12 protein-coding genes and 2 pseudogenes are annotated in these 21,339 nt (G+C 66.6%); 5 read left to right on the top strand and 9 right to left on the bottom strand.

The features are described 5' to 3' along the window. Window positions 1–2: 2 nt before the first annotated feature. The 3 genes from JRI60_RS05505 to JRI60_RS05495 all read right to left on the bottom strand — a co-directional run bounded on the left by JRI60_RS05505 (window position 3) and on the right by JRI60_RS05495 (window position 2,532). Window positions 3–632: a hypothetical protein gene (locus JRI60_RS05505; RefSeq protein WP_204224807.1), complete on the bottom strand. Its 630-nt coding sequence runs from the start codon at window positions 630–632 to the stop codon at window positions 3–5. A gap of 223 nt (window positions 633–855) precedes the next feature. After that, a complete protein-coding gene (locus tag JRI60_RS05500; RefSeq protein WP_204224806.1) occupies window positions 856–1,551 on the bottom strand; it encodes a DUF2306 domain-containing protein in 696 nt (231 codons plus the stop codon). Between the two features lie 117 nt (window positions 1,552–1,668). After that, the gene (locus JRI60_RS05495; protein ID WP_204224805.1) at window positions 1,669–2,532 is read right to left on the bottom strand and encodes a ketopantoate reductase family protein; all 864 of its coding nucleotides are present in this window, start codon (window positions 2,530–2,532) and stop codon (window positions 1,669–1,671) included. 166 nt (window positions 2,533–2,698) lie between these two features. Here JRI60_RS05495 and JRI60_RS05490 point away from each other — a divergent pair, with 166 nt between their 5' ends. Then, complete coding sequence (locus JRI60_RS05490) at window positions 2,699–4,885, top strand: di-heme oxidoredictase family protein (RefSeq protein ID WP_204224804.1); 2,187 nt, start codon at window positions 2,699–2,701, stop codon at window positions 4,883–4,885. Between the two features lie 115 nt (window positions 4,886–5,000). Here JRI60_RS05490 and JRI60_RS05485 read toward each other — a convergent pair whose 3' ends face one another. The 3 genes from JRI60_RS05485 to JRI60_RS05475 all read right to left on the bottom strand — a co-directional run bounded on the left by JRI60_RS05485 (window position 5,001) and on the right by JRI60_RS05475 (window position 10,696). After that, window positions 5,001–5,954, bottom strand: a complete 954-nt coding sequence (locus JRI60_RS05485) for a GlxA family transcriptional regulator (protein ID WP_204224803.1) — start codon at window positions 5,952–5,954, stop codon at window positions 5,001–5,003. 95 nt (window positions 5,955–6,049) lie between these two features. Then, the gene (locus JRI60_RS05480) at window positions 6,050–8,995 is read right to left on the bottom strand and encodes a tetratricopeptide repeat protein (protein ID WP_204224802.1); all 2,946 of its coding nucleotides are present in this window, start codon (window positions 8,993–8,995) and stop codon (window positions 6,050–6,052) included. A 216-nt stretch (window positions 8,996–9,211) separates the two neighbouring features. Then, window positions 9,212–10,696 carry a hypothetical protein gene (locus tag JRI60_RS05475; protein ID WP_204224801.1) on the bottom strand — a complete coding sequence of 495 codons (1,485 nt, stop codon included), beginning with the start codon at window positions 10,694–10,696 and terminating at the stop codon, window positions 9,212–9,214. Between the two features lie 225 nt (window positions 10,697–10,921). On the opposite strand from JRI60_RS05475, the gene JRI60_RS05470 reads away from it, so the two are divergent. Next, window positions 10,922–14,371, top strand: a complete 3,450-nt coding sequence (locus JRI60_RS05470) for a LamG-like jellyroll fold domain-containing protein (RefSeq protein WP_204224800.1) — start codon at window positions 10,922–10,924, stop codon at window positions 14,369–14,371. A 128-nt stretch (window positions 14,372–14,499) separates the two neighbouring features. Further along, a complete protein-coding gene (locus JRI60_RS05465) occupies window positions 14,500–15,552 on the top strand; it encodes an SRPBCC domain-containing protein (protein WP_239470362.1) in 1,053 nt (350 codons plus the stop codon). 44 nt (window positions 15,553–15,596) lie between these two features. Here the strand turns inward: JRI60_RS05465 and JRI60_RS05460 are convergent. Then, window positions 15,597–15,836, bottom strand: a pseudogene (locus tag JRI60_RS05460) (GNAT family N-acetyltransferase); the annotation flags it as partial. 79 nt (window positions 15,837–15,915) lie between these two features. On the opposite strand from JRI60_RS05460, the gene JRI60_RS05455 reads away from it, so the two are divergent. After that, window positions 15,916–16,671, top strand: a complete 756-nt coding sequence (locus JRI60_RS05455) for a hypothetical protein (protein WP_204224799.1) — start codon at window positions 15,916–15,918, stop codon at window positions 16,669–16,671. 164 nt (window positions 16,672–16,835) lie between these two features. Here JRI60_RS05455 and JRI60_RS05450 read toward each other — a convergent pair whose 3' ends face one another. Beyond that, a complete protein-coding gene (locus JRI60_RS05450) occupies window positions 16,836–18,959 on the bottom strand; it encodes a recombinase family protein (RefSeq protein WP_204221984.1) in 2,124 nt (707 codons plus the stop codon). Window positions 18,960–19,391: 432 nt separating this feature from the next. On the opposite strand from JRI60_RS05450, the pseudogene JRI60_RS53060 reads away from it, so the two are divergent. After that, window positions 19,392–19,598, top strand: a pseudogene (locus JRI60_RS53060) (transposase); the annotation flags it as partial. Between the two features lie 894 nt (window positions 19,599–20,492). On the opposite strand, the gene JRI60_RS05440 reads toward JRI60_RS53060, so the two are convergent. Next, a complete protein-coding gene (locus JRI60_RS05440; protein WP_204224797.1) occupies window positions 20,493–21,329 on the bottom strand; it encodes a carboxymuconolactone decarboxylase family protein in 837 nt (278 codons plus the stop codon). Between the last annotated feature and the right edge of the window lie 10 nt (window positions 21,330–21,339).

Below are 21,339 nucleotides of genomic sequence, written 5' to 3'. Positions count from 1 at the left end.
GCCTATCCTCGAGGCTCCGCCCCATCCTGCTCGACGAGTTGCAGCCGGCCCACCACCGCGCCGGCTGCGAGGAGGGTACCGGGGGACAGGACGGCATTGGCGCCGATGCGCACCCCATCGCCGAGCAGCGCACCGAACTTGGTGCAGCCCGTGCTGATCTTCTGTCCGTTGATGCGGACGCGGATGGTCTTGTCCGTCCGCTCGTTCCAGTGATTGGCGATCACCGCGCCGGCTTCCAGGTTGACACTCCGGCCGATGATGCTGTCGCCAACGAAGTTGAAGTGGGCCAGCACGGAGCTGCTCGAGATGATGCTGGTCTTGAGCTCACACCCCGGGCCTACCGTGACCTGGGGGCCCAGGATGACACCGCCGCGCAGGTAGGCATGGGCGGCGATGAAGCAACCTTCTCGGATCAGCACCGGTGCCTTGAGAATGGCTCCGTCTTCTACCCGGGCGGAGCGGTGGATGTAGACGCCCGCCCTGTCCTCGTAATCCTTCGAGTCCAACTGCTGGAGGTACCGGGGAAGCACCAGGGGCAGCTTCGCCACGATGTTCCAGGGCGCGTCTTCCAACGGGAAGAGCGGGAACTCTCCTCGCAGGCGGGGGACGTAGCTCGTCAGGTCGAGGGGCATGGACGGGGCGCATTCTACAGGAAGCGCTCAGCGACCCCACCTCACCCTCTCGGCCGGACATCGCGATGAGAAGGAGCCCCTCGATCCGAGCATCGCGCCCTGTGAGGACAGTGCCAGGGTGGGTTGAAGGCGCGAGGACGCGAGGGAGCGCATGTCCCACCAGGCGGCAAGGAGGACGCCGCCTCCCCTCTCCCTGGAGCGCAAACGCCCGCGTGCACACGCTTCATGCGCCCTGCGGCGAAACGGGCTGTGCCTCCACGTCGAGCCGCCGCGCCGGCCGCGTCTGGTGGATCCACCACTCCCCCGCGGCCATCGTCACGAGCCAGCCCGACCAGAAGGTCACCCCGATGAGCTGGGTCGGCGTCAGCGACGTGGTCGCGATGCCCACCCCGTAGAGGATGCGAATCGTCGCGACGCCCAGGCCGATGGAGAAACTGCGGATCATCCACTCGCGGTGCTGGGCGAACTCGCGCTTGCGCGCGGAGAGGTATGCCCTGGCCGTGAAGAGGATCATCAGCACGCCGAAGACGATGCTCGGCACCAGCTCGACGGTCCCGGCCATGCCGTGCGTATACGCCATGGTCCCCCCCGAGATGGCGGCGGTGAAGCTCAAGAGGATGAAGGCCCGGCCCACCCAGCGGTGCACCCGCGGGCGGCGGGCCCGGAAGGTCTTGTTGAACTGCAACACCCCCATCACCATGTAGAGGGTGCCACCCAGCCGGTGGAGCATGTTCTGGATGGGCCACTCGAACTGCTTGGGGATCATCTCGGTCGCGATCTGGCTCCCGTAGAGCACCACCATGATCTGGTCGTAGAACGCCTTCGGGATGATGTACGGAGAGAGCGCGCTGAAGATGCCCAGGAAGGCGAGATAGAAGACAACGTAGCGGCCCATCCTGGCGATTTTCGTGTGCGACATGTCTCTTCCGGAGGCAAGCGAGGGGAGGAATACAGCCTCCGCGTAGTACACACCCACCCTCTTCCCGCCGCCAAGCCCCATCATCCCTCCACCGGACATGCGAGCCCGATTCTGGCATCACGGCCGCAGCGACCGAAGCCTCGCGCTCCGTGTCGGCGCGGAAGCAACCATGGCGTCGATCAGCGTGCGCGCCTCACCGGGCCCCTTTCCTCCGAGTGCGACGATCGCGGGGTTTCGACTGAGCAACCACAGCCCAAGCGTGAGGACAGGAGCCGGCAATTTGTCGAGGAGCGCCACGTTCGAGGGCGTCAGCCGATGACCCAACGAGCGAACGAGCGAGAGCCCTTCGGCCATGCCTGAAGCGAGCTCGCGCGATTCGTTCCACGAGAGCCCGGAGCCGCGCTCGTAGGCACGAAAAGAGGTAATCATCACCGGTACCACCAGTGCGGCGTGGGTGCGCAACCAGCTGTGCATGTCGACCTGCGTATCGGTGGCAATGCCAGCCTTCGAGAAGACCGCGGCCCACGCCTCATCCGTGACGATCGTGATCTGCAGCGCGGAGAGCGCGCGAGGGATGACTTGGGATTGGAGCTTGCCGTCCTTGAGCTCGGCGAGGATGGCTGGAAAACCGAAGACGAAACGGTTGGCACCTACCGCGTCGCGCAACCGGTCGAGCGGCGCGAAGGTATTGAACATGAACATCACCTGCTTCGCGGCGCTGCGTTGCAACGCGGGCAATACCGCATCGACCTGTGATTCGAGGACCGTGACCAGCACCAGGTCCCACGGGGTGGTGGGCTTGAGCGCGGCGCTCACTTCGACCGGTGCGCGCTGCTCATCCGTGGTGACGATGGCGCGCTCCTTCTCGAGTTGCGCGAGGCGCGCACCGCGCGCGACGACCGTCACTTCATGGCCCGCTCGGGCGAGATGAAAAGCGAAGGTGCTGCCGATGGCGCCGGGACCAACGATGGCGATTTTCATGGGGCCCTCTATAACCAGCGCGTGGTCGGTGGCCATGGCCAACGTGTACCCCACCCCGCTTGCTTTCCAGCAAACCGAGAAATGGCAGACTTCTTGTTTCTCTCGATCGCCGGTCGTTAAAAAGACAGGAGCGACTCCGACGCATTCCATTCGAGGAGAACAGGCAATGAAGGTCCGAACCGCATCCGCTGGGTTGTTCGCCGCCATTCTGTCCCTCACCGCGTGCGGCGGCGACTCGAAAGCCAGCGATGGCTCGTCGCGGGCCAGCCATGAGTCCCCGCCCCCGTCGGGGCCCGCCCCCGTGGCAACGACGCCCGGGCTGGGAGCGACGGACTATGTCCCGCTCCATACCGCCGGCACCCAGGTGTTCGAACAGATTCAGTACACCGAGGCCGACGGAACACTGGTCACCCTCGCTGGCTTCCGTCCGACCAACCGGCATGCCCGCGAGCGAGGCGAACCCTGGGATGCGCCCGACGTCGGCCCGGGCAACTACTTCACCTTTCCGACGTGGTACTTCCAGAACCGGACCTTCGGCATTCTGGTCCGTGACCAGGTCCCCGCCGGGCGTTCGCGCATCGAGTTCTCCCTGCGGGTGAACGACGGGACCTTCGTCGAGTCGGGCTTCAGCGCGTTCCGGCGCGTGGATCCGGATATCCGCGATTACGGCTGGAAGATGAATGTCGGCTTCGAGAATCCCCTGGAGGGAGGCAAGAACATCTGTCACGCGACCTCGGCTCGGGAAGACTGCATGGTCGTGATCACCGACAACTGGCGCGCCCCCCAGCCAGGCACTCCCCTCAAGCTCGGCGATGTGATCGAGGTGACCCCCGCGCCGTTCCTCCAGTACACGGCCGACAACAAGGCCGTGATCGACGGCGGGGGCATCCGTTACTACTCCTTCGAGCAGCTGTACCAGGTCGGCGTGGGCATGCGCCCGTGGTATGGCATTGCCCCCACCCTCGACTCCGCCCCTCTGCCCGAGAGCACCCTGCTGGGTGGCATGGCCAGCGTCTCCTACAACTACTCCGAGGAGCCGCATCGGGTGTTCCAGCAGATGGCCAACAACATCGGTATCGCCAACACCAGGCGCTTCGTTGAAGGACGGAGACTGTTCCACACCTCGTTCGTCGACGGGAAACACTCCGAGAGCCCGGACATCAACCCCGTGTTCACGAAGCACGCCAATCAGCTGGGGCCGCGCTACAACAACGTCAGCTGCATCGCGTGCCACGCGCTCAATGGGCGCAGCGTGGCTCCGACGCCGGGCGGCCCGCTGTACACCCTGTCCATCGACACCGCCGCATCGAGCTCCAGCACCCAGCTGACTCCAGATCCCACCTACGGATTGAATGTGCAGCAACGGGCCCAGGCCGCGGGCGCACCCGACTACTCGGTCTCCGTGAAGTCGTACGAGAAGACGGTGCGCACGTTGACCGATGGCGAGACCATCGAGTTGCAGAAACCCGTCTATGCCTTCAAGGGGCCCGTGCCCGTGCAATTCTCCGTCCGGCAGGCGCCCCAGGTCATCGGCCTGGGCCTGCTCGAAGCCGTGGACGAGTCGACGATCCTGAACCTCGCCGACCCGAATGATGCGAACGGGGACGGCGTGCGGGGCGTGCCGAACTGGGCCATCAACCCGGAAAACGGCAACCGGCATCTCGGCCGTTTCGGCTGGAAGGCGAGCAAGGCAACCCTTCGCCAGCAGTCGGCGACCGCGCTTCTCAAGGACATGGGGGTCACCTCGCCCGTCTACAAGACGCTCGATTGCCAGCGTGGCGCGGCCAATTGCAGCGCGACGACGGCCGCGACGGCCATCTCCGAGACCGAGATGGAGCGACTCGCCTCCTACCTCGCGCTGCTGGGGGTACCGGCCCAGCGCAGCCTGCGCAGCGGCTACCCCGATGGCATGCGCGTCTCGCCCGAGCATGACATGAACCCCACGCTGATCAATCGCGGCAGTGCCTTGTTCGTCCAGGCTCAGTGTGGGACCTGCCACACGCCCCAGATGAAGACCGGCGCGAATCATCCGTTCGCCGAGCTGCGCAATCAGACCATCCATCCGTACACCGACGTGCTGCTCCACGACATGGGGCCGGGGCTGGCCGATACGCTGACCGAGGGACAGGCCGGACCGAGCATGTGGCGCACCGCGCCGCTGTGGGGAATCGGCTCGCTCAAGTTCGTCCAAGGGGGAGCACAGAACGTGCGCTACCTGCATGACGGGCGTGCGCGCACGCTCATGGAGGCCATCGCCTGGCACGGCGGCGAGGCGACCAACAGCCGCACCCGGTTCGAGGCGCTGAGCAAGGACGATCGGACCGCGGTGCTCGCGTTCCTCGAGTCGCTCTGAGCCGGACCCGCGGCGCGGTTCGCGGCTCGTAGGAGGGAGGGACTGGGGGACCTGTCGGGGCAGCGGGTTGAAACCCGCTGCCCCGTTCAATTGATCGTTCCGCTCCCCCAGCGGCTCAGTGGCTGACCTGAGCGGAGCGGAACGAGCGACGGTAGGCTTGTGGGCTCGTGGTCACGAACCGCTGGAAGTGCTCACGAAAGGCGGTCGCCGAGCCGAAGCCGACCCGCTCCGCGATGACTTCCACGGAGTGTCCCGTCGTCTCGAGCAGTTGCTGGGCACGGCGCACGCGGGCACGGAGGAGCCACTGGAGGGGTGTGGTGCCCATCTGCTCACGGAAGCGGCGGTTGAGCGTGCGCACGCTCAGCGCCGCGTGGCGCGCGATGTCCTCGAGCCTGAGCGGCTCGTGGAGGCGTTCCTCGAGCCAGCGCAGGAGCGGCTCGAGCGACGAGCCGTCCGGGGCGGGCGGCGCGTGCACGATGAACTGAGACTGTCCCCCGTCGCGTTCGAGCGGCATCACCGCGAGCCGGGCCGCATCCGCCGCCACCGTGGCACCATGGTCGAGCCGCACCATGTGCAGACAGAGATCCAGCCCCGCCGCGGCGCCCGCCGACGTCAAGAATTGCCCCTCATCGACATACAAGACGTCCGGGTCGACCTGGATCTCCGGATGGCGGCGCGCCAGCTCGTCCGTCGCCAGCCAGTGGGTCGTGGCGCGCCGTCCATCGAGCAGCCCGGTCGCGGCGAGCAGGAAGGCCCCGGAGCAGATGGAGGCCACGCGGGCCCCCTTGGCCGCCGCCGAGCGGACCGCCCGCAGGAGCTCCTCGGGAATGGGAGCATTCAGGTCCGCGACGCCGGGAAGGACGAGGGTGTCCGCCCGCGCCAGCTCCTCCAGACCCGAGTGGGTCCGGAGGGTGAAGGCTCCGGCGCTCACCTCGGGCGTCACCCCACAGACGCGGACCTGGTAACCGGCCCGGCCGCCAGGCAGCCGGACACGCTGGAACACTTCACAGGGGATCGACAGATCGAACGGGACGACTCCGTTCATCGCGACGATGGCCACGACGTGCATGGCGCGAAGATGAACGAGCCTCCACTTCCTGCCAAGAGGGACGGGTGAGCCGCCGGACGTCTGGCCAGAAGCCGTCGATTCTTGTCTCTTTCTCGTCAGGGACTGGCATGGATGGCCAGCCACTGGGAGGACTCGGCGAGCTTCGACGCATCGCCGATACGCTCCCAGTACTCCCGTGACTGGGTGGCCAATTGCACGGCGCGTGAGCGGTCCTGCTTCGAGTCCCAGAGCGCACGCGCCAGCGCGAGCTGTGCTTCGGCGAGACTCTCGCCTACGGCCAGACCCAGGGCGCGCTCGATCAGCGAAATGGCCTCGGAGGGCTTGCCACGGAGCTGCGCGAGTCTGGCCAACCCCAGGAGTGGAAGAGCGAGCTCAGGATGCTCTGGCCCCAGCACCTTCTTTCGTAGTGCCAACGCTCGCTCGAATTTCTCCCGAGCATCTCCATACCTCTTGAGAGCCACGAGCACATTGCCCAGACGGGTGAGCGCGTACGCCGTCTTGGGATGCTCTGGCCCTTGGGCCTTCACGTGCACCGCGAGAGCACGCTCGAACGTCTCCCGGGCCTCCTCGTATCTCCCCATCTTTTCGAGCACGACGCCCAGGTTGAAGAGTGGCATGGTGATGTGAGGATGCTCCGGCCCCAGCGTCTTTTCACTGAGAGCCAGCGCGCGTTCGTGCTTCTGTCTCGCCTCCTCATACCGGCCCATCATCATGAGCACGCTGCCCAGGGTACTGAGCGACTGAGCGACCTCGAGATGCTCCGACCCCAGTGCCTTCTCCTTCAAGGCTAGCGCACGCGTGGACTTCTCTTCTGCCTCCTCGTATTTCCTCATGATGAGGAGCACAGTGCTCAGGGATTCAAGTGCATAACCCATATCCGGGTGTTCCGGCCCCAATGCCTTCTCCCGTAAAACCAGAGCGCGCTCGAGTTTCGCTCTTGCTTCCTCGTTCCTTCCCATCGTCATGAGCAGGAGGCCCAGGTTGTCGAGCGCGATAAAAACAGAGCGATGCTCCGGGCCCAATGTCTTTTCCCCCAATGCCAGTGCGCGCTCGAATCTTGCTCTTGCCTCCTCACTCCTCCCCATCTGCATGAGCACGTGCCCATGAGCGAGGAGCGAGGAGACACGCGTCAGAGCGTCATCGGCCACATCGACGGCAGCCTCGACCACCAGCTCCAGTTCGAGCGCCTCCTGATGACGGCCCTGATGATACCCCACGATGAAGAGCAGCTGGCTCCACGCTTTGGCCAACAACTCGAAATCCTTCCCCCGCGCGGCCATGGCAATGGACTGCCGCATCCGCGCCTCGGCGCCTTTGTAGTCGCCCGCCCCCTTTTGCAATGCGGCAACCTGGAACAGGGTGTGGGCATGTAACGGCGCATGGCCCACGGATTCCACCTGGCGCAGTAACTCCTCGCCCAGCGCCAACCCCTCCTTGTACCTGGCGGCATTGCCCAGTGTCTCCAGCAGGTCCACCTGCTCCTGCAATACCTGAGCTCGCGCCCGAACGACCGCATCCTCCGGCGGTGGCACCGCCATCGTCAGCGCCTTCACATCCGCGCAAGAGTCCAGTGACGGGAGGGCCAACGCCGCCTGCACCGCCTTGTCCACCAACTCCCGGTCCGGCCCCCGCCCCAGCAGCTCCGTGAAACCGCGAAGCTGACCCCGCCTCCGTTCCAGACAGTACTCCCGCAGCACCGTCAGGCTCCGGGGCTGTGCCGGGCCCTCCTGACGCGCCGCCTCGCACACCTCCGTCCTCTGCTTCACCCACTCACCCGCGTAGTCGTCCAGGAGCACGGAGACGCGCTCGGAGGTGTCCCGCGCGTAGGTCAGTCCCGTGCCCAGCAGGGACTCCCTGACCTTTGACCTCACATCCTCGTCCCAGATACCCGCCAGCCGCGTCTCCATCCGGCCGCACACCTGCCCCTGGCGTTGGAGGAACACCCAGCCTCCCGAGGCGAGCCCCACCAGCACCACGGCCACCAGGCCCCCCATCACGGCATTGAGCCGCCAGGACCGGCGCCTCACCTCGGGGTCATCCGCCAGCGCCGTCAGCAACTCCTCCATGGAGGCGTGACGCTCGCCCGGGTCCGCACGCAGACCTCGAAGCACCGTGCGCTCCACCCAGGCCGGCACCTCGGAGCCCTTGGGCGGCGGAGTCACCCGACCCTCCTCCTGGGCGCGAGCGCGCTCGGACTGGGTGTCGCCCGCGAAGGGAGCCTGTCCATACAGGGCTTCGTAGAGGGACACGCAGAAGGCGAACAGGTCGCTGCGCACATCGGCTCGCGCCCCCTGGAGCAGCTCGGGGGCCATGTACCGGAGCGTGCCCATCAGCGTCCCGGGCTGGGTGAGAACGGAGCTACTCCCGCCCTCGGGAGGGGAGACGGGGACCCGTCCCGTGGGGAGCGAGGCGGCCCCGACGCGCGCCAGACCGAAGTCCGTCACCCGCACCCGCCCGTCCTTCCCCACCAGCACGTTCTCCGGCTTGAAGTCGCGGTGGACGAGGCCCACCGCATGCGCCGCCGCCAGTCCCCTTCCAGCGGCCAGGAATGCCTCCAACACCTCGCGCCAGGAGCGGGACCGCTGCTCGCCCCAGCGCCGCAGCGTCGTCCCCTCTACGTACTCCATCGCGATGAAGACGGAGCCGTCCTCCAATGAGCCCGCGTCGTACACGGACACCACATGAGGGTGGGAGAGGCGTGCCATGGCCTGGGCCTCACGCACCAGCCGCGCTTCCCTTTCGCCGCCATCTTCCCAGTCCTTCCGGGAACGCAACACCTTGAGCGCCACGCGCCGATCCAACCGTGCGTCATAGGCGGCCAGGACCAGACCCATTCCACCCTGCCCCAGGATGTCGAGCACGGTGTAGCGACCCACCAGGAGGCGTCCCGACGCCAACGCGGGGAACATCTCTTCCGTCATCGCCGCCAGGGGCAGGGTAGCGGCCTTGTCCTGGTTGATGGGGAGCCGAAGCAGGGTGGAGGTTTCGTCCTGGAGCCCGGATGCCGGGCCGTCCGTTCCTTCGGGAACCTCGTCGCTCATATGCACCCCCTCGCGGCGGATGGGACACATGTCACGGTCATCCCGTTCCAAGGGGGACTCTACTCTGCCTGGCTGTAGCGTGAGCAAACCGCCCACCGCTCCCGCTGAGCGCGACCACCATGAGGCTCAGCGTCCGGAGTTGGGACGCCTTCAGCTTGCGCACCGAGCGCATCAACCGCCGCACCTGAGCCCCAGAAAGCGCGGGGCCCGCCGCGCTCAGCCCAACGAAGGCTCCAGCTTGAGGCCTTTGTCGAGCACCCATCCCACCAGGCCAGTCTCCGACTTGAAGAGCAGCCAGATCTCTCCGCCACGAGGAGCCGCGTTGCTCCCGGAGACCCGGTGAGGCTTCTTCTCCGTCGCCCCCACCTCCGCTCGGGCGAGCAGGGTGACGGTGCTGCCAACGCGGACATTGGCGACGACCGCACTGCCCTTCGCGGGCGCGAACGAGAGCGCGAAGGACTGCTTCACGGTGTGGTTCCAGCCGATGTACGTCCACTCCTGGGGCGGGGAGAGCAGTTTGTTCTGCTGGGCGTCGTAGACCCAGCGCTCCATGCTCCGCCAGCGCAAGCCGTCCGCGTCGAAGAGCACCGTGCCGTTTCCCGGGAACGCGCCCAGCTGGTCCGGGCCCGGCCATGGCCTGAAGGCCGGCTCGAGCGCTTGTCCCGTCCAGCGAAACAGGAAGTACTGGTTCTCCAACGAGGGGCGTCCCTCCGCGACCACCACCAGCTCCTTGAGTGGATCTCGCGTGTCGAGGTCGACGATGCCGGCATAGGACACCGCGAGGCAGGGGCCGCTGTCTGTCTTCAGGCTCGCCTTTCCGATGGAGACCTTGAAGGAGTTGTCGTCCTGCCAGCAGGCGGCCTCATCCGAGTTGCGGGATGGCGCGTGGGCCTTCTCTGGCAGCTTCTCGATGCGGAGGGTCTCCGCCTGCCCGTCGCCGTTCAGGTCCGCCTCGAGGCTGCTGACAAGTTCCTTCAGCTCGGTTTCCTCGTGGAAAGCCCCTGACTTGATGAAGGGGAAGTCGGGCGTGTCCTGGACCAGCGGGGTGGCTCCCAGGGCCGTGCGTCGCACCCAGCCGAGCAGGTGCTGGCGCGTGAGGACGACGTACCAGCCCTGGGAGTCGTCATCCCGAGCGGCGTCCGGTGCGGGGCTGAAGGCGAGCACCACCACCGGAGTCTTCGCCGCCACCTCGGTCACCACGCTGTTGCCTTCACGAGACACGAGCAGCTTCAGCGGCTGTTCCGGCACCACGCCCTTGCCGACGAAGTACAGCGGCTGGGGCACCTCGGTGAAGCCCGGCTTCGCCGCGTCATAGAGGTACTTGTCGCGCCGCACCCAGAAGGCCATGGGGACATCGGCCAGGAGGATACGGTTTCCGGAGATGCCTGGCTGGCCCGGAGGCAGTGCCAGCTCCTGGAGAGCGCCACCCGTCAGGCGAAAGAGACGGTACGCGGGGACGCCCCCAGCGCCCTGGCCCTGGAGCAGCACCTCGCGGCGAGGGTCATCGCTCGCGAGATCCACCACGGTGAAGCCCTTCACCGGCCCCTCGAAGCGTCCCTCCGCCCGTGCCTTGCCGGCGCTCAGCACGAACGTGGAGTCCTTCACGTCGAGCGTGATGGACTCAGGCTTTCCATCTGCGTCCAGATCCGCCGAGGCCGTCCGCGTGGGCACAGGCGTCTCGGCGAGCACGGACAGCGGCAAGAGCACTGCTCCAAGAAGAAAGGCTCGGATCATTCTTGCGGCTTACCCCGGAAGAGCCCAGGAGAGCCATCGAGCATGCGGGCGTGGGAATAGCGGTCACATGCAACTTCCTGTCGACTGTGACTGGATGGCGTTGACAGTCTTCCGGGGCGGAGGTACGCGGCGCCTGTGCTCGCGCCCCGAGTTCCACGGAGGAGCCGTGCGCGAGCCGAGAGGGGGCTGTTCATGTCAAGGCTTGTTGCTGCCCTGCTGTCGCTGGGGCTCGCCATCGGTTGCGGCGTGGTGGGGGAAGAGCGCGCCGCCGAGAACTCGACCGAATCCCAACGTTCCGCCATCGTCACCATCCCGGGACTGCCCGCACCCGTGGCGGTGTGGAGCTTCGACGACTGCTCGTACACGTCCGACCTCATCGCCGATTCGACGGGCAAGACCGGAGTCTGGAGCGGGAAGGTGGGCTGTGCCTTCCGCTCGCCCTCGGGCGCCGCGGGGCGCTTCACGGGGCAGGGAAAGGTGGAGACGGCGGACCGGCCGAACCTGCACTTCACGACCGCGATGACCCTCTCCGCGCTGGTGAAGCCCGCGCGCGTGGACGGCTCTCAGGCCATCGTGAACAAGTGGTACTTCTACGACTCGTACGCGCTGGCCATCCGCAACGGGCGCTACCAGTTCGACATCGCGCTGCCCGGGGGCACGTGGGGCGTGACGTACAACCTGTCCGCGCCCGCCACCGCCGGTCAGTGGGCGCACCTGGCCGGCACCTTCGATGGCCAGACGATGCGGCTCTATGTCAACGGCCAGCGGGTGGCCCAGGCCAGCGTCACCGGCTCGCTGCAGGACTCCAACCGGCCCATCGCCATCGGTGACCACCCGAGCGGCAACGCCTACCACGGCCTCATCGACGACGTGCGCCTCTTCAACGTCGCGCTGGATGGCACGCAGGTGAAGCGGCTGGCCTCGGCGCTCCTTGGCATTCCCCAGGCCACCGCGCTGTGGGACTTCGACGACTGCTCGGACACGAGCACGCTGCTGCGGGACACCTCCGGCAACGCCAGCCCGGCGGATGGCCAGAAGAGCGGCGCGGCCACCTGCGCCACGGGCCTGTCCGGATCGGCCATCTCCTTCGCGGGCGGCGTGGTGGATGTGGCGGACAAGCCGCAGCTCCACTTCACCACCAGCCTCACGCTGGCCGCCGTGGTGAAGCCCTCGCGCGTGGACGTGAGCCAGGTCATCGTCAACAAGTGGTACGCCTATGACTCGTATTCGCTGTCCGTCTCTGGCGGGCAGTACCACTTCACCATCGTCCTGCCCGGTGGCACCTGGGGCCAGCCCCATGACATCGCGGCGCCCGCCACGGCCGGTCAGTGGGCCCATGTGGCCGGGACGTATGACGGCCAGACGATGCGGCTCTACGTCAACGGCCAGCGCGTGGCCCAGGCCAGCGTCAGTGGCACCCTGCAGAACTCCAACAAGTCCGTGGAGATTGGCAATTACCCCGCGGGCAATGCCTTCCAGGGGTTCATCGATGACGTGCGCCTCTTCAACGTCGCGCTCAGCGAGGCCCAGGTCGTCAACCTCGCGTACCTCACCTCCGGACTGCAGCCGCCGTGCGTCACCCCGGTGGCGGGCCAGCAGCTCGTCGTGGGCGCATCCACCCGCGTGTGCGCCGGCACGTATGACCTGCCGTCCTCGTCCGGGACGCCCGCCGTGCGCATCACCGCGAGCGGCGTGACGCTGGAGTGCGCGCCCGGCACCGTGTTCCGGAGCAGCTCCGGGACGGGCACCACGGCGGCGCCCACCGTGGGCATCTCCGTGAGCGGCGTCAACGACGTCACCGTGCGCGGCTGTGGCGCGAAGGGGTTCCGCTACGGCCTCACGGCCTCCTCGGCGGCGCGGCTGCTGGTGGAGGACGCGGCGTTCGATGACAACTTCACCGACCCCGCGGCCGGTTGGGTGCAGGACTCGGTGCAGGGCGGCGGCGTGCGCTTCGATGGCGTCACGGACAGCACCGTGAATGCCAGCACCCTGTCGCGCAACTGGAACGGCTTCGAGCTGCGCTCGAACAGCCGTAACAACCAGGTGGTGGGCAACGTGGCCAGCCACTGCTCCAACACCGGCGCCACGCTGGTGGACTCGCATAACAATGTGCTGGCGCGGAATGACTTCAGCTGGGGCATCCGCGGCGACAACCTCGTGTATCCATCCAACTGGTACGGCGTGGACACCCGGGACTCGGCGGGCATCATCGTGGACGCGGGCAGCAGCGGGAACCTGCTCTATGGCAACGACACGCGCTACGGCGGAGATGGCATCTTCCTGCGCGCCGTCATCGGCGCCTGCGCCCCGAACAACACCCTCCAGAACAACGACACCTCGTTCAGCCCGCACAACGCCATCGAGTCCTGGTGCGATGGAAACAAGTTCATTGGCAACATCGCGTCGGACAGCAACTACGGCCTGTGGCTCGGCGGGAATGACAACGCGGTGGTGTCCGGCAACACGGTGGAGCGCAACCTCGTGGATGGCATCTCCATCCAGATTGGCGAGGACCGCCACACCGTCATCGAGAACAACCGCATCGCCCACAGCGGGCGGGTGGGCATCCTCCTGACGGGCCGCGAAATCCAGGAGTGGGACGTGCTGGACGTCTGCAAGCCGCGCAGCAGCCTGGCCAACTCCAGCCACCTGCTCATCCAGCGCAACACCTTCGCCAGCAATGGCACGAACACCAGCCGCTGCACGGGCAACTGCGACGTGTACCTGGAAGCCACCCGCGGGGTGATGCTGGCCTCCAACTGCACGGGCGGCAACGTCATGCCCACGCCGCGCCTGGGCTGCCAGGTGGAGGGGGTCTTCACCGTGGGCGGCTGCGGCCTGAACCCCAACAACGGGAGCCCCGACGCGCAGCTCGCGCCGGTGAGCGCCGTGGCCGGGCAGCCCGTGACGCTGGACGCCTCCGCTTCCTCCGACAAGAACGATCCGCTCGGCTTCCACTGGCTGGTGCAGCGCGCGGGCGCCAGCTTCGTGCCGGATGCGCTCCCGCCCTACCAGCTGCTGGGCGCTGGCACCGCCACGCCGTCCGTCACCTTCCCCTCCGCGGGCCTGTATGACGTGGACGTGTTCGTCAACGACGGCACGACCGGCGGCCTCGCCTCGCGGCTCGTCGCGGTGGCGCCGAACGGCACCGCGCTCGGGGACACGGCCTCTCAATGGGGCTTCCGGTGCAACTCGACGTGCACCACCACGCTCACGGATGACACGGTGAGCAAGCTGTTCGGGAGCGGCTCGGTGAAGGTGGCGAGCAACGAGGGCTTCGGGCTGGCCGTCTTCACGCCCGCGGGCCGCAACCTCGCGCTCAACGCCTCCAGCCGAACGCGCCTGGGCGTCTTCCTCCGCGCGCGCAACCCGAACCAGTACGGCTGGCAGGGCACCTTCCCGGTCGTCGTGCTGGGCACCACCGGCGGCGGCGAGTACGTCTACACGCCGAGCGCCAATCTGCTGCCCACCTCGCCGGACGAGTGGGTCTACGTGGAGCTTCCGCTCGCCGGGGGCAGCGGCTGGACGCGCACCGCCAGCGGCTCGCCCACCTTCTCGAAGGTGGACTACGTGGAGATCCGCACGGACACCTGGGGCGCGGACCCGTACGACATCTGGGTGGACGGGCTGACGCTGTTCTGAGGTCCTGAGTGGCTCCGGGCCGGAGACAGGGTGCTCCGGCCCGGAGCCGCGCGGCTCACGGGCCCTCGTGCATCAACCGGGCGCCCATCCGTCCCATGCTCTATGCTCCACACGAAGACGGAGTGCGGATGCGTACCGCGTTCCGAGAACACCACGGGGACTCGAAGACCATGGCGACGAATCCGAGAGGGTTGCAGCCCATCGACGCATACCTGGCGGGACTGAAGGACCCGGCGGCGAAGAAGACGTTGGGGGCGCTGCGCATGCAGCTCCGCAAGCTGCTTCCGGGGGCGGTCGAAACCATCAGCTACCAGATGCCCACCTTCAAGGTCGACGGGAAGGCCGTGGCCGGCTTCGCCTTCTTCAAGACCCACTGCGGCTACTACCCGTTCAGCGGCAGCGTGGTGCCGGCGCTGAAGGCGCAGTTGGACGGCTATGCCACGTCGAAGAGTGGCGTGACCTTCCCGCCAGACAAGCCGCTCCCGGCGAAGCTGGTGAAGACGCTGGTGCAGGCGCGGCTCGCGGAGATTGCCGCGATCGGGAAGAAGCCCTCGGCCACGAAGAAGGCGGCCGCGAAGAAGGCGCTCATCACCGAACGCGTGACCGACAGCGCCGTGAAGGGGGAGACCGGGCGGGACTGGAAGGGGTGGATGCGTGCGCTGGACGCCGCGGGAGCAGGCGAGCTGAACCACAAGCAGCTCGTCGCGCACCTGGCCCGAGAGGTGGAGTCCGCGTGGTGGCAGCAGTCCATTGCCGTGGCGTACGAGCAGGCCCGCGGCAAGCGGGTCGTGGGCGAGACGGCGGCGACGGGCTTCCAGGTGGGAGTGGTACGCACGCTGCCGGTGAGTGCCCGTGAAATGTGGGAGCGGGTTGCAACACAGGCGGAGCGGTGGCTCGGTGCCGGCGCGACGCTGACGCTCGAGCCGGGGGCGGGCTACGAGGTTCCCAAGCGCCGTGGAGTACCCGGCGTACGCGGCGAGGTCCGGGTGGTGAAGCCCGGGCAGCGCATCCGCATGACCTGGCAGCCGGAAGGATGGAGGAAACCCGCGACACTGCAGCTCACGCTGGTACCGAAGGCGCGAGGCGTCTCCCTCCACGTGCATATGGAGAAGCTGCCAGACGCGAAGGCCCGCGAGGCGATGCGCGAGCACTGGTCCAGGGTGCTCGAAAACCTCGCATAGGAAGGACAGGAGCCCTCATCCCACCGCGGTGAGGGCTACCCGCGTCAGCGCGTCTTCTCGAGCGGGCGTGAGAAGACCCATACGGGGAGCCCGCTCACCGGCACCACGCTCTCGTCCACCAGCTTGAAGCCGTGCTTGCGGTAGAAGGCGATGTTGCGCGGCTGCTCGGTGCGCAGGACGCAGGTCGTCCAACGCCGCGCCAATCCGGTGAGGGTTTGCTGGAGCAGCCGGCCCCCGTGTCCGCGCCCGGCCAGCGACGGCTCGACGCCCAGCGAGCCGAGGTAGACCGCCCGGCTGAACGGGCCGGGCGCACTTCCCTCCTCGGCGTACCTGTACCTGGGGGCGTACCTGGAGAACGGACAGGTGTCCCGCTTCGATGACGTGGCGGTCTCCCCGGTGGTGAACCACCTGAAGCACCATGGCTACTATTGGGCCCAGTCCGGGAGTCATGGCCCCCACCTGGATGAGGTGACGGCCCATACCAACCTCAACTTCGTTCAACGCCCCGAGGACCTCGCCGCTTGCGCCGCGCGCGGGGTGAAGTGCCTGCTGGAGACGCGCTGGCAGTTCTTCAACGGCTCGACGCTGCGCCCGGACCATGCGCGGGCATGGAACCAGCTCGTCACTCAAATCACCCCGTACCTGGGGAGTGTGGGGGGGTTCTACGTCATCGATGAGCCCTACTGGGTAGGCGTATCCGTGAGGGACCTGGAGACGTGCGTGAACACCATCAAGGACACGTTCCCCTCCATCCCGGTGATGGTGGTGCATGCGGTGCCCTCGCTGTCGCCGTCACTCGTCACTCCCGCGCGTGCGGACTGGGTGGGCTTCGACCACTACGGCCCTCTGTCGGAGGTGGTGGGCCATCTCAACACGCTGCGTGCCACCCTGACGCCCTCCCAGAAGCTCTGGCTGGTGCCGCAATCCTATCTGGTCAGCGCGTACAGCGATGACGCGGCGCTCGCCCGCGCGAACTGGGAGTATTACGACCTCGCCCGCAGTGACCCACGCATCTACGGCCTGCTCAACTTCGGCATGTGGACGCACCAGGCGCCCTCCACCGTTCCCAGAACGTTCGAGGCACAGCGGGCCATTGGCAACGAGCTCCTGCGGCGGTGAGCCGCCGGGCGCTCCGAGGAGCACCTTGCCGCCCTGGAGCAGGTAGCCCACTCCGCGGTGGACGAGGTCCATCGCACCCCTGCCCAGGCTCAAACACCTCCGAGGAATCCTCCCTGCACGCCAACACGCATCTGCATGCCAACGACAGGCAGGGCCTGGGTGCGCTATGCATAATGCCCCTCTTCTCGGAGACGGCTCTGGGAATGACTACGCCCGCCTGGCCCGTACCCTCGGGACCTGGCATCAGTCAGGCGCTTGATTGTCTGGCTATCCAGCTTGAACCACCAGCAGCGCCCCATCCCACCGCCCTCGACACCCTTGAGCCAGCCCTCTTTTATCCAGTAGTACACTATCCACCTGGTGACGTTGAAGTACTCAGCCACCCCGCGCACGGAGTAGAGGCCATCAGCTCGGCGAGTGGGTTGCGGCCCCGCCTGCGGTGGCACGGGCAAGTGATGGAGACCGTGGCGCCAGCGGACCCAACTCACTGCCTTCGCATCCCAAGGGCGTTTGCCACCGGAGCGCAAGCCGCGCCGATTGAGTTCGACCGCTATCTCGTCATCGCTCCTCTTTTCTTCGAACAGCGTGCGAATGCACTCGACAGCTTCGGCGGAGGTCTTCCTTGCCTCGAATCGAGTACGACGTGGGATGCTGAGGTCACTGCTCGCCCCCGTCTGCCAGACCACCTGAATACGCGTCATCCGCTCGGGCACTTCGAGCGGCCTCAGCGTTACCTCTCGCACAAGGATACGGAGGAGATTTTTGCGCTCTGCATGGGTCGTGCTCTTCGCATTCCAGACGCGAGACAGGTCTTTTGAGAGAGCAAGGATTCTTGCCCGGTCCTTGTCCGTCAGTTCGAGCTTCTCGCGCTTGAGGACCTCCTGGTACTCGTGCTCAGCCTCTTCGAGTTCGCGAAGACGGTCGTCCCACTCGCGCTCAAGAGTCCGGGCCACGACACGGTTATCTGGGTCAATGGCCTTATAGCGGCGCTCCGCCAGTTGAGCCTCATAGCGGACACGCTCCAAGCGCAACTTCCATTGATGCTGGACCTCGCCCACCTGGCGTTCCACCTCTCGGGCCACGGCGAGCCCGAGTTCGATTTCTGGGGGCTGAGTTACCTCGAGAAAGAGCCTGGCAACGGCCTCATCAATCGCTGCTGCCGCGACCATCCAGCACATGCTCTTGTCGCCACCTTCTGGTGTGGGACTACGGCACTCGTAGTACGCATGGCGTCGTAGGCCGTGATAGCGCGTCTGCATGCGGTGGCCACACCGCCCACACAGCACGAGGCCTTGCAGCAGCGCATTCCCTTCGCGAGCAGCACCACGTTGGTCCGGCAACCTGGAGTTGGAGCGGTTTTCATGGAGCTTCTTCTGGTTGGCCAGGTATTCCTCCCAGGAAATATATGCCGGGTGGTGGTCTCGCAGACATACCTTCCATTCTTCCTGTGGCATTTTGATGATGCGCCGTCGCTTCAACTGACCATTCACCAGCGCCAGATGCTCCTCGCGGCGGCCGAAGACGTAGGCACCCGCGTATGCGGGATTGTGAAGTATCTGGAGGATGGTTCCGTGACGTGCGGGACCCCAGCGCACCTGGTGCATGCTTTGAGAGCGAACAGGCATCTTCAGCCCATTCCTTTCGAAGTAGCGCATGACCGCGAAGGCACTGCCCTCCATACGAAAGCGCTCGAAGACCAGGCGCACCATGCGTTGGACCTGCTCGTCAGGGTCGAGGCGCAAGCGCTGAGCCGCTTCATCCCATTCGTAGCCGACCGGTGGCGGGAGAAAGAGCTCGCCCCGCCTGGCCTTGGAGAGTCTGCCCCCTTGCAGGCGCAGGCGCATCCAGTACTGCTCGGCCTCACTCATGGTGCCTTTGAGACCGAGCAACAACCGGTCATTGTAATCCCGAGGGCTGAAGACGGAGTCCTCGTCTGCGATGAGGACATCGGCCAGGGCACACAGTTCGAGCAGGCGGTGCCAGTCCGCTGAAGAGCGGGCCAGGCGCGAAACTTCCAGGGAGAAGATGGCTCCTACTCGTCCGCGTGCAACGTCCTCGGCCAGCCGTTGGAAGCCTGCACGCCAGCTCGCGCTTGCACCGCTCTGGCCCATGTCCTCATCCAAGGTCTCTATCCGCTCGGTCGGCCAACCCAGCTCCAAGGCCCGCTGTTGCAGGGCATACTGGCGAGCGGTGGATTCATGGTGTTCGTGGACCTGCTTGAGTGTGGACTGTCGCAGGTAGACAATCGCGCGCCGCTCCAGATGGGTTGCTCGAATCTTCTCGTTCATCGCTTTCCTCCGCGCTTGCGGCCTCGGCGCGAAGCATTTTGTGCAGGAGGGTCGTCCACGCTCTGAGGAGGTCTTGTCGGATTGCGGCGGGCAGTGTTGACCAGGGCAGTGCGGGTTGAGGGACTGGAGGAGGCAACATGGATAAAGCTATGCGCAGCCGCTGAGTCATAATCAGGCGGCGGGGCAGGCTCTTGGCGAAGTGCCACCTCAACAGCATCAGCGAGCTTGAGCAGGTCGGAAATGCCGAGGCGAGCCTCACGACCGCCGATGCTGGGTGGAAGCTGAGGCGGGGAGCGGTCTGTCCACTCGATGGGAAGCCTCATGCACCAGCCAGGTGGGTGCTCCACATCGATGTACCGCCTGCCGTCCTGGCTGCGGACGGTGCGGATGAACGGCAACTGCACGCCTTGGAGCGGATGAGTCGGCAGGGTGATGGTCACGCAGCCCGAAACCGGCCCTGCATGTATCGTAGTCTGCGAATGGGATGTGGAGCGGCTGTGCCGCTACGGGGCGCGCGGCGCGCTGGCGCTGGAGCGTTTGTCACGAGCGGAGGACGGCCGCATCGCCTGGCGGATGAAGCGCCCGCTGCCCGACGGCACCACGCACCTGCTCTTCACCGGGCTGGAATTCTTACGACGTGTGGCGTCCCTGGTGCCTCCGCCTCGGGCAAACCTCACGAGGTTTCATGGCGTCTTCGCTCCAGGCGCGAAAGTGCGGCCATTTCAGCTCCCCCAAGCAGGAGCGGAGGAGAGGAGCGTGACGCGCCCCCAGGTAGGAGCAGAGGAGGCGAGCGTGGCGCCTGAGGCAGGAACGAGGCAGGAGCGGAGGAAGGAGAGGACGCCGCCAGTAGACTGGGCAGGGCTGCTGCGCAGGACATTCGCGGTGGACGGGCTTCACCTGCGTCAGGTGTGGAGGCAGGCGGCGGGTGCTGGCGTACGTGAAGCAAGCCAGAGGGGTGCGCGCGATTTTGGAGCATCTGGGACTGCCCACGGCAGGTGCGAGCCTGACCCCGGCGCGAGCGCCACCCCAGGGCGCTTGGTGTTGAGGCTTACGCCGCCACAGCCAAGAGACCTGATGCCCCTGCCGCGCCCCTCATGGGAGGGCGGCCTGGGCAGGCATGCCCAAGGAGGCTGCGTGGCCTCTCCACCGGCCCGGCTCTCAGCTCGGCCGGCACCCGTCAGCGGCCCTCCTCCGCCCCTCTGCACCAGCCCTCCCCCTCCACACCGCCTCTATCCTGCCTATACGCTCCCCGGCCGAGGAGTCCTCCGCCCCGGGGCTGAACCCGAACGTCTTCGTGCACGTAGCTCCCGACGGGCTGGTGACGATCGTCTGCCACCGCTCGGAGATGGGCCAAGGCATCCGCAGTTCGCTGCCCGTGCTGATCGCCGACGAGCGTTGTTGAGGTTCTTCACCGCCCCGCCGTAGTTGTTCTCGTGGCGCCTGCGAAGGAGCTTCGCCGAGAGCCCCTTGAGCTTCGCCGGGTTGAAGGGCAGCGAGACCGCCCCGGCGGCGGACTCACACCGGCCACGCGCCTCATTTTGGACGCTTCTCAAACACGTCCTTGGCCACGGGGAGTGCGGAAAAGACGTTCGGCCAACCTGCATAGAAGGCCAAGTGCGTGAGCATCTCGGACGCCTGCGCTCGCGTCAGGCCGTTATCCATCGCCCTGTTCAGGTGATAGGGGATCTGCGCGACCTGGCCTGAAGCAACCAGGGCGCTCACCGTCACCAAGCTCCGGTCCCGGGGCGCCAGGGCCGGACGCAACCAGAGATCACGGAAGAGCACGTCAGTGGTGTACTGCACGACTCCCGGAGCGACCGCCCCGAAACTCGCCTCGACCTGAGCTGCGCGTCGCGCCTCGGCGGCCTCGTCCAGGGGAAGAAGCTCAACAGAGGCCGGCGGGACCTGATCAGGTCCGATGCCGCGCTGAGCAAAGACGTCCTTCGCCGCCCCGACGGCCGCAAAGGCATTCGCCCAGCCCGAATAGAACGCGAGATGCGTGATGATCTCCGAGAGTTCGCTCGGCTTGACGCCGTTATCGAGGGCCTGGTTGAAATAGTAGGGAAGCGCCGGTGCCTGGTTGCGCGCGATCAGGGTAGCGATCGTGACGATGCTGCGGTCGCGCGGCGTGAGGCCGGGACGCTTCCATACCTCGCCGTAAAGGCGCTCCTGGGTGTACTGCTCGAGGGCAGGCGCAACCCGCCGGACGTCGTCAGGTGACAGCCTCCGGCCCTCGATGTTGGGCTGCTTCGCCTGAGGGGCTACTGCCGGCGACGTCCTGAGATCTGGAGCAACTCCTACTCCGTTCGCATGCGAACAGCCTGAAAGTAGCAGCGGGAGCAACAGGACGGTTGTGGTGAGTCGTTTCATCGACGTCCCT

The organism is Archangium violaceum, assembly GCF_016887565.1.
GTDB classification, from domain to species: Bacteria; Myxococcota; Myxococcia; order Myxococcales; family Myxococcaceae; genus Archangium; species Archangium violaceum_B.
The sequence above is the reverse complement of the archived record's forward strand: the minus strand, read 5'-3'. Positions and strand labels throughout refer to the sequence as shown.

Coding starts and splice junctions, on each gene's coding strand:
- JRI60_RS05480 (WP_204224802.1), bottom strand. CDS start 8,995: ATGAGCGACGAGGTTCCCGAAGGAACGGACGGCCCGGCATCCGGGCTC.
- JRI60_RS05440 (WP_204224797.1), bottom strand. CDS start 21,329: ATGAAACGACTCACCACAACCGTCCTGTTGCTCCCGCTGCTACTTTCA.
- JRI60_RS05465 (WP_239470362.1), top strand. CDS start 14,500: ATGCGTACCGCGTTCCGAGAACACCACGGGGACTCGAAGACCATGGCG.
- JRI60_RS05470 (WP_204224800.1), top strand. CDS start 10,922: ATGTCAAGGCTTGTTGCTGCCCTGCTGTCGCTGGGGCTCGCCATCGGT.
- JRI60_RS05500 (WP_204224806.1), bottom strand. CDS start 1,551: ATGTCGCACACGAAAATCGCCAGGATGGGCCGCTACGTTGTCTTCTAT.
- JRI60_RS05495 (WP_204224805.1), bottom strand. CDS start 2,532: ATGAAAATCGCCATCGTTGGTCCCGGCGCCATCGGCAGCACCTTCGCT.
- JRI60_RS05505 (WP_204224807.1), bottom strand. CDS start 632: ATGCCCCTCGACCTGACGAGCTACGTCCCCCGCCTGCGAGGAGAGTTC.
- JRI60_RS05450 (WP_204221984.1), bottom strand. CDS start 18,959: ATGAACGAGAAGATTCGAGCAACCCATCTGGAGCGGCGCGCGATTGTC.
- JRI60_RS05490 (WP_204224804.1), top strand. CDS start 2,699: ATGAAGGTCCGAACCGCATCCGCTGGGTTGTTCGCCGCCATTCTGTCC.
- JRI60_RS05485 (WP_204224803.1), bottom strand. CDS start 5,954: ATGCACGTCGTGGCCATCGTCGCGATGAACGGAGTCGTCCCGTTCGAT.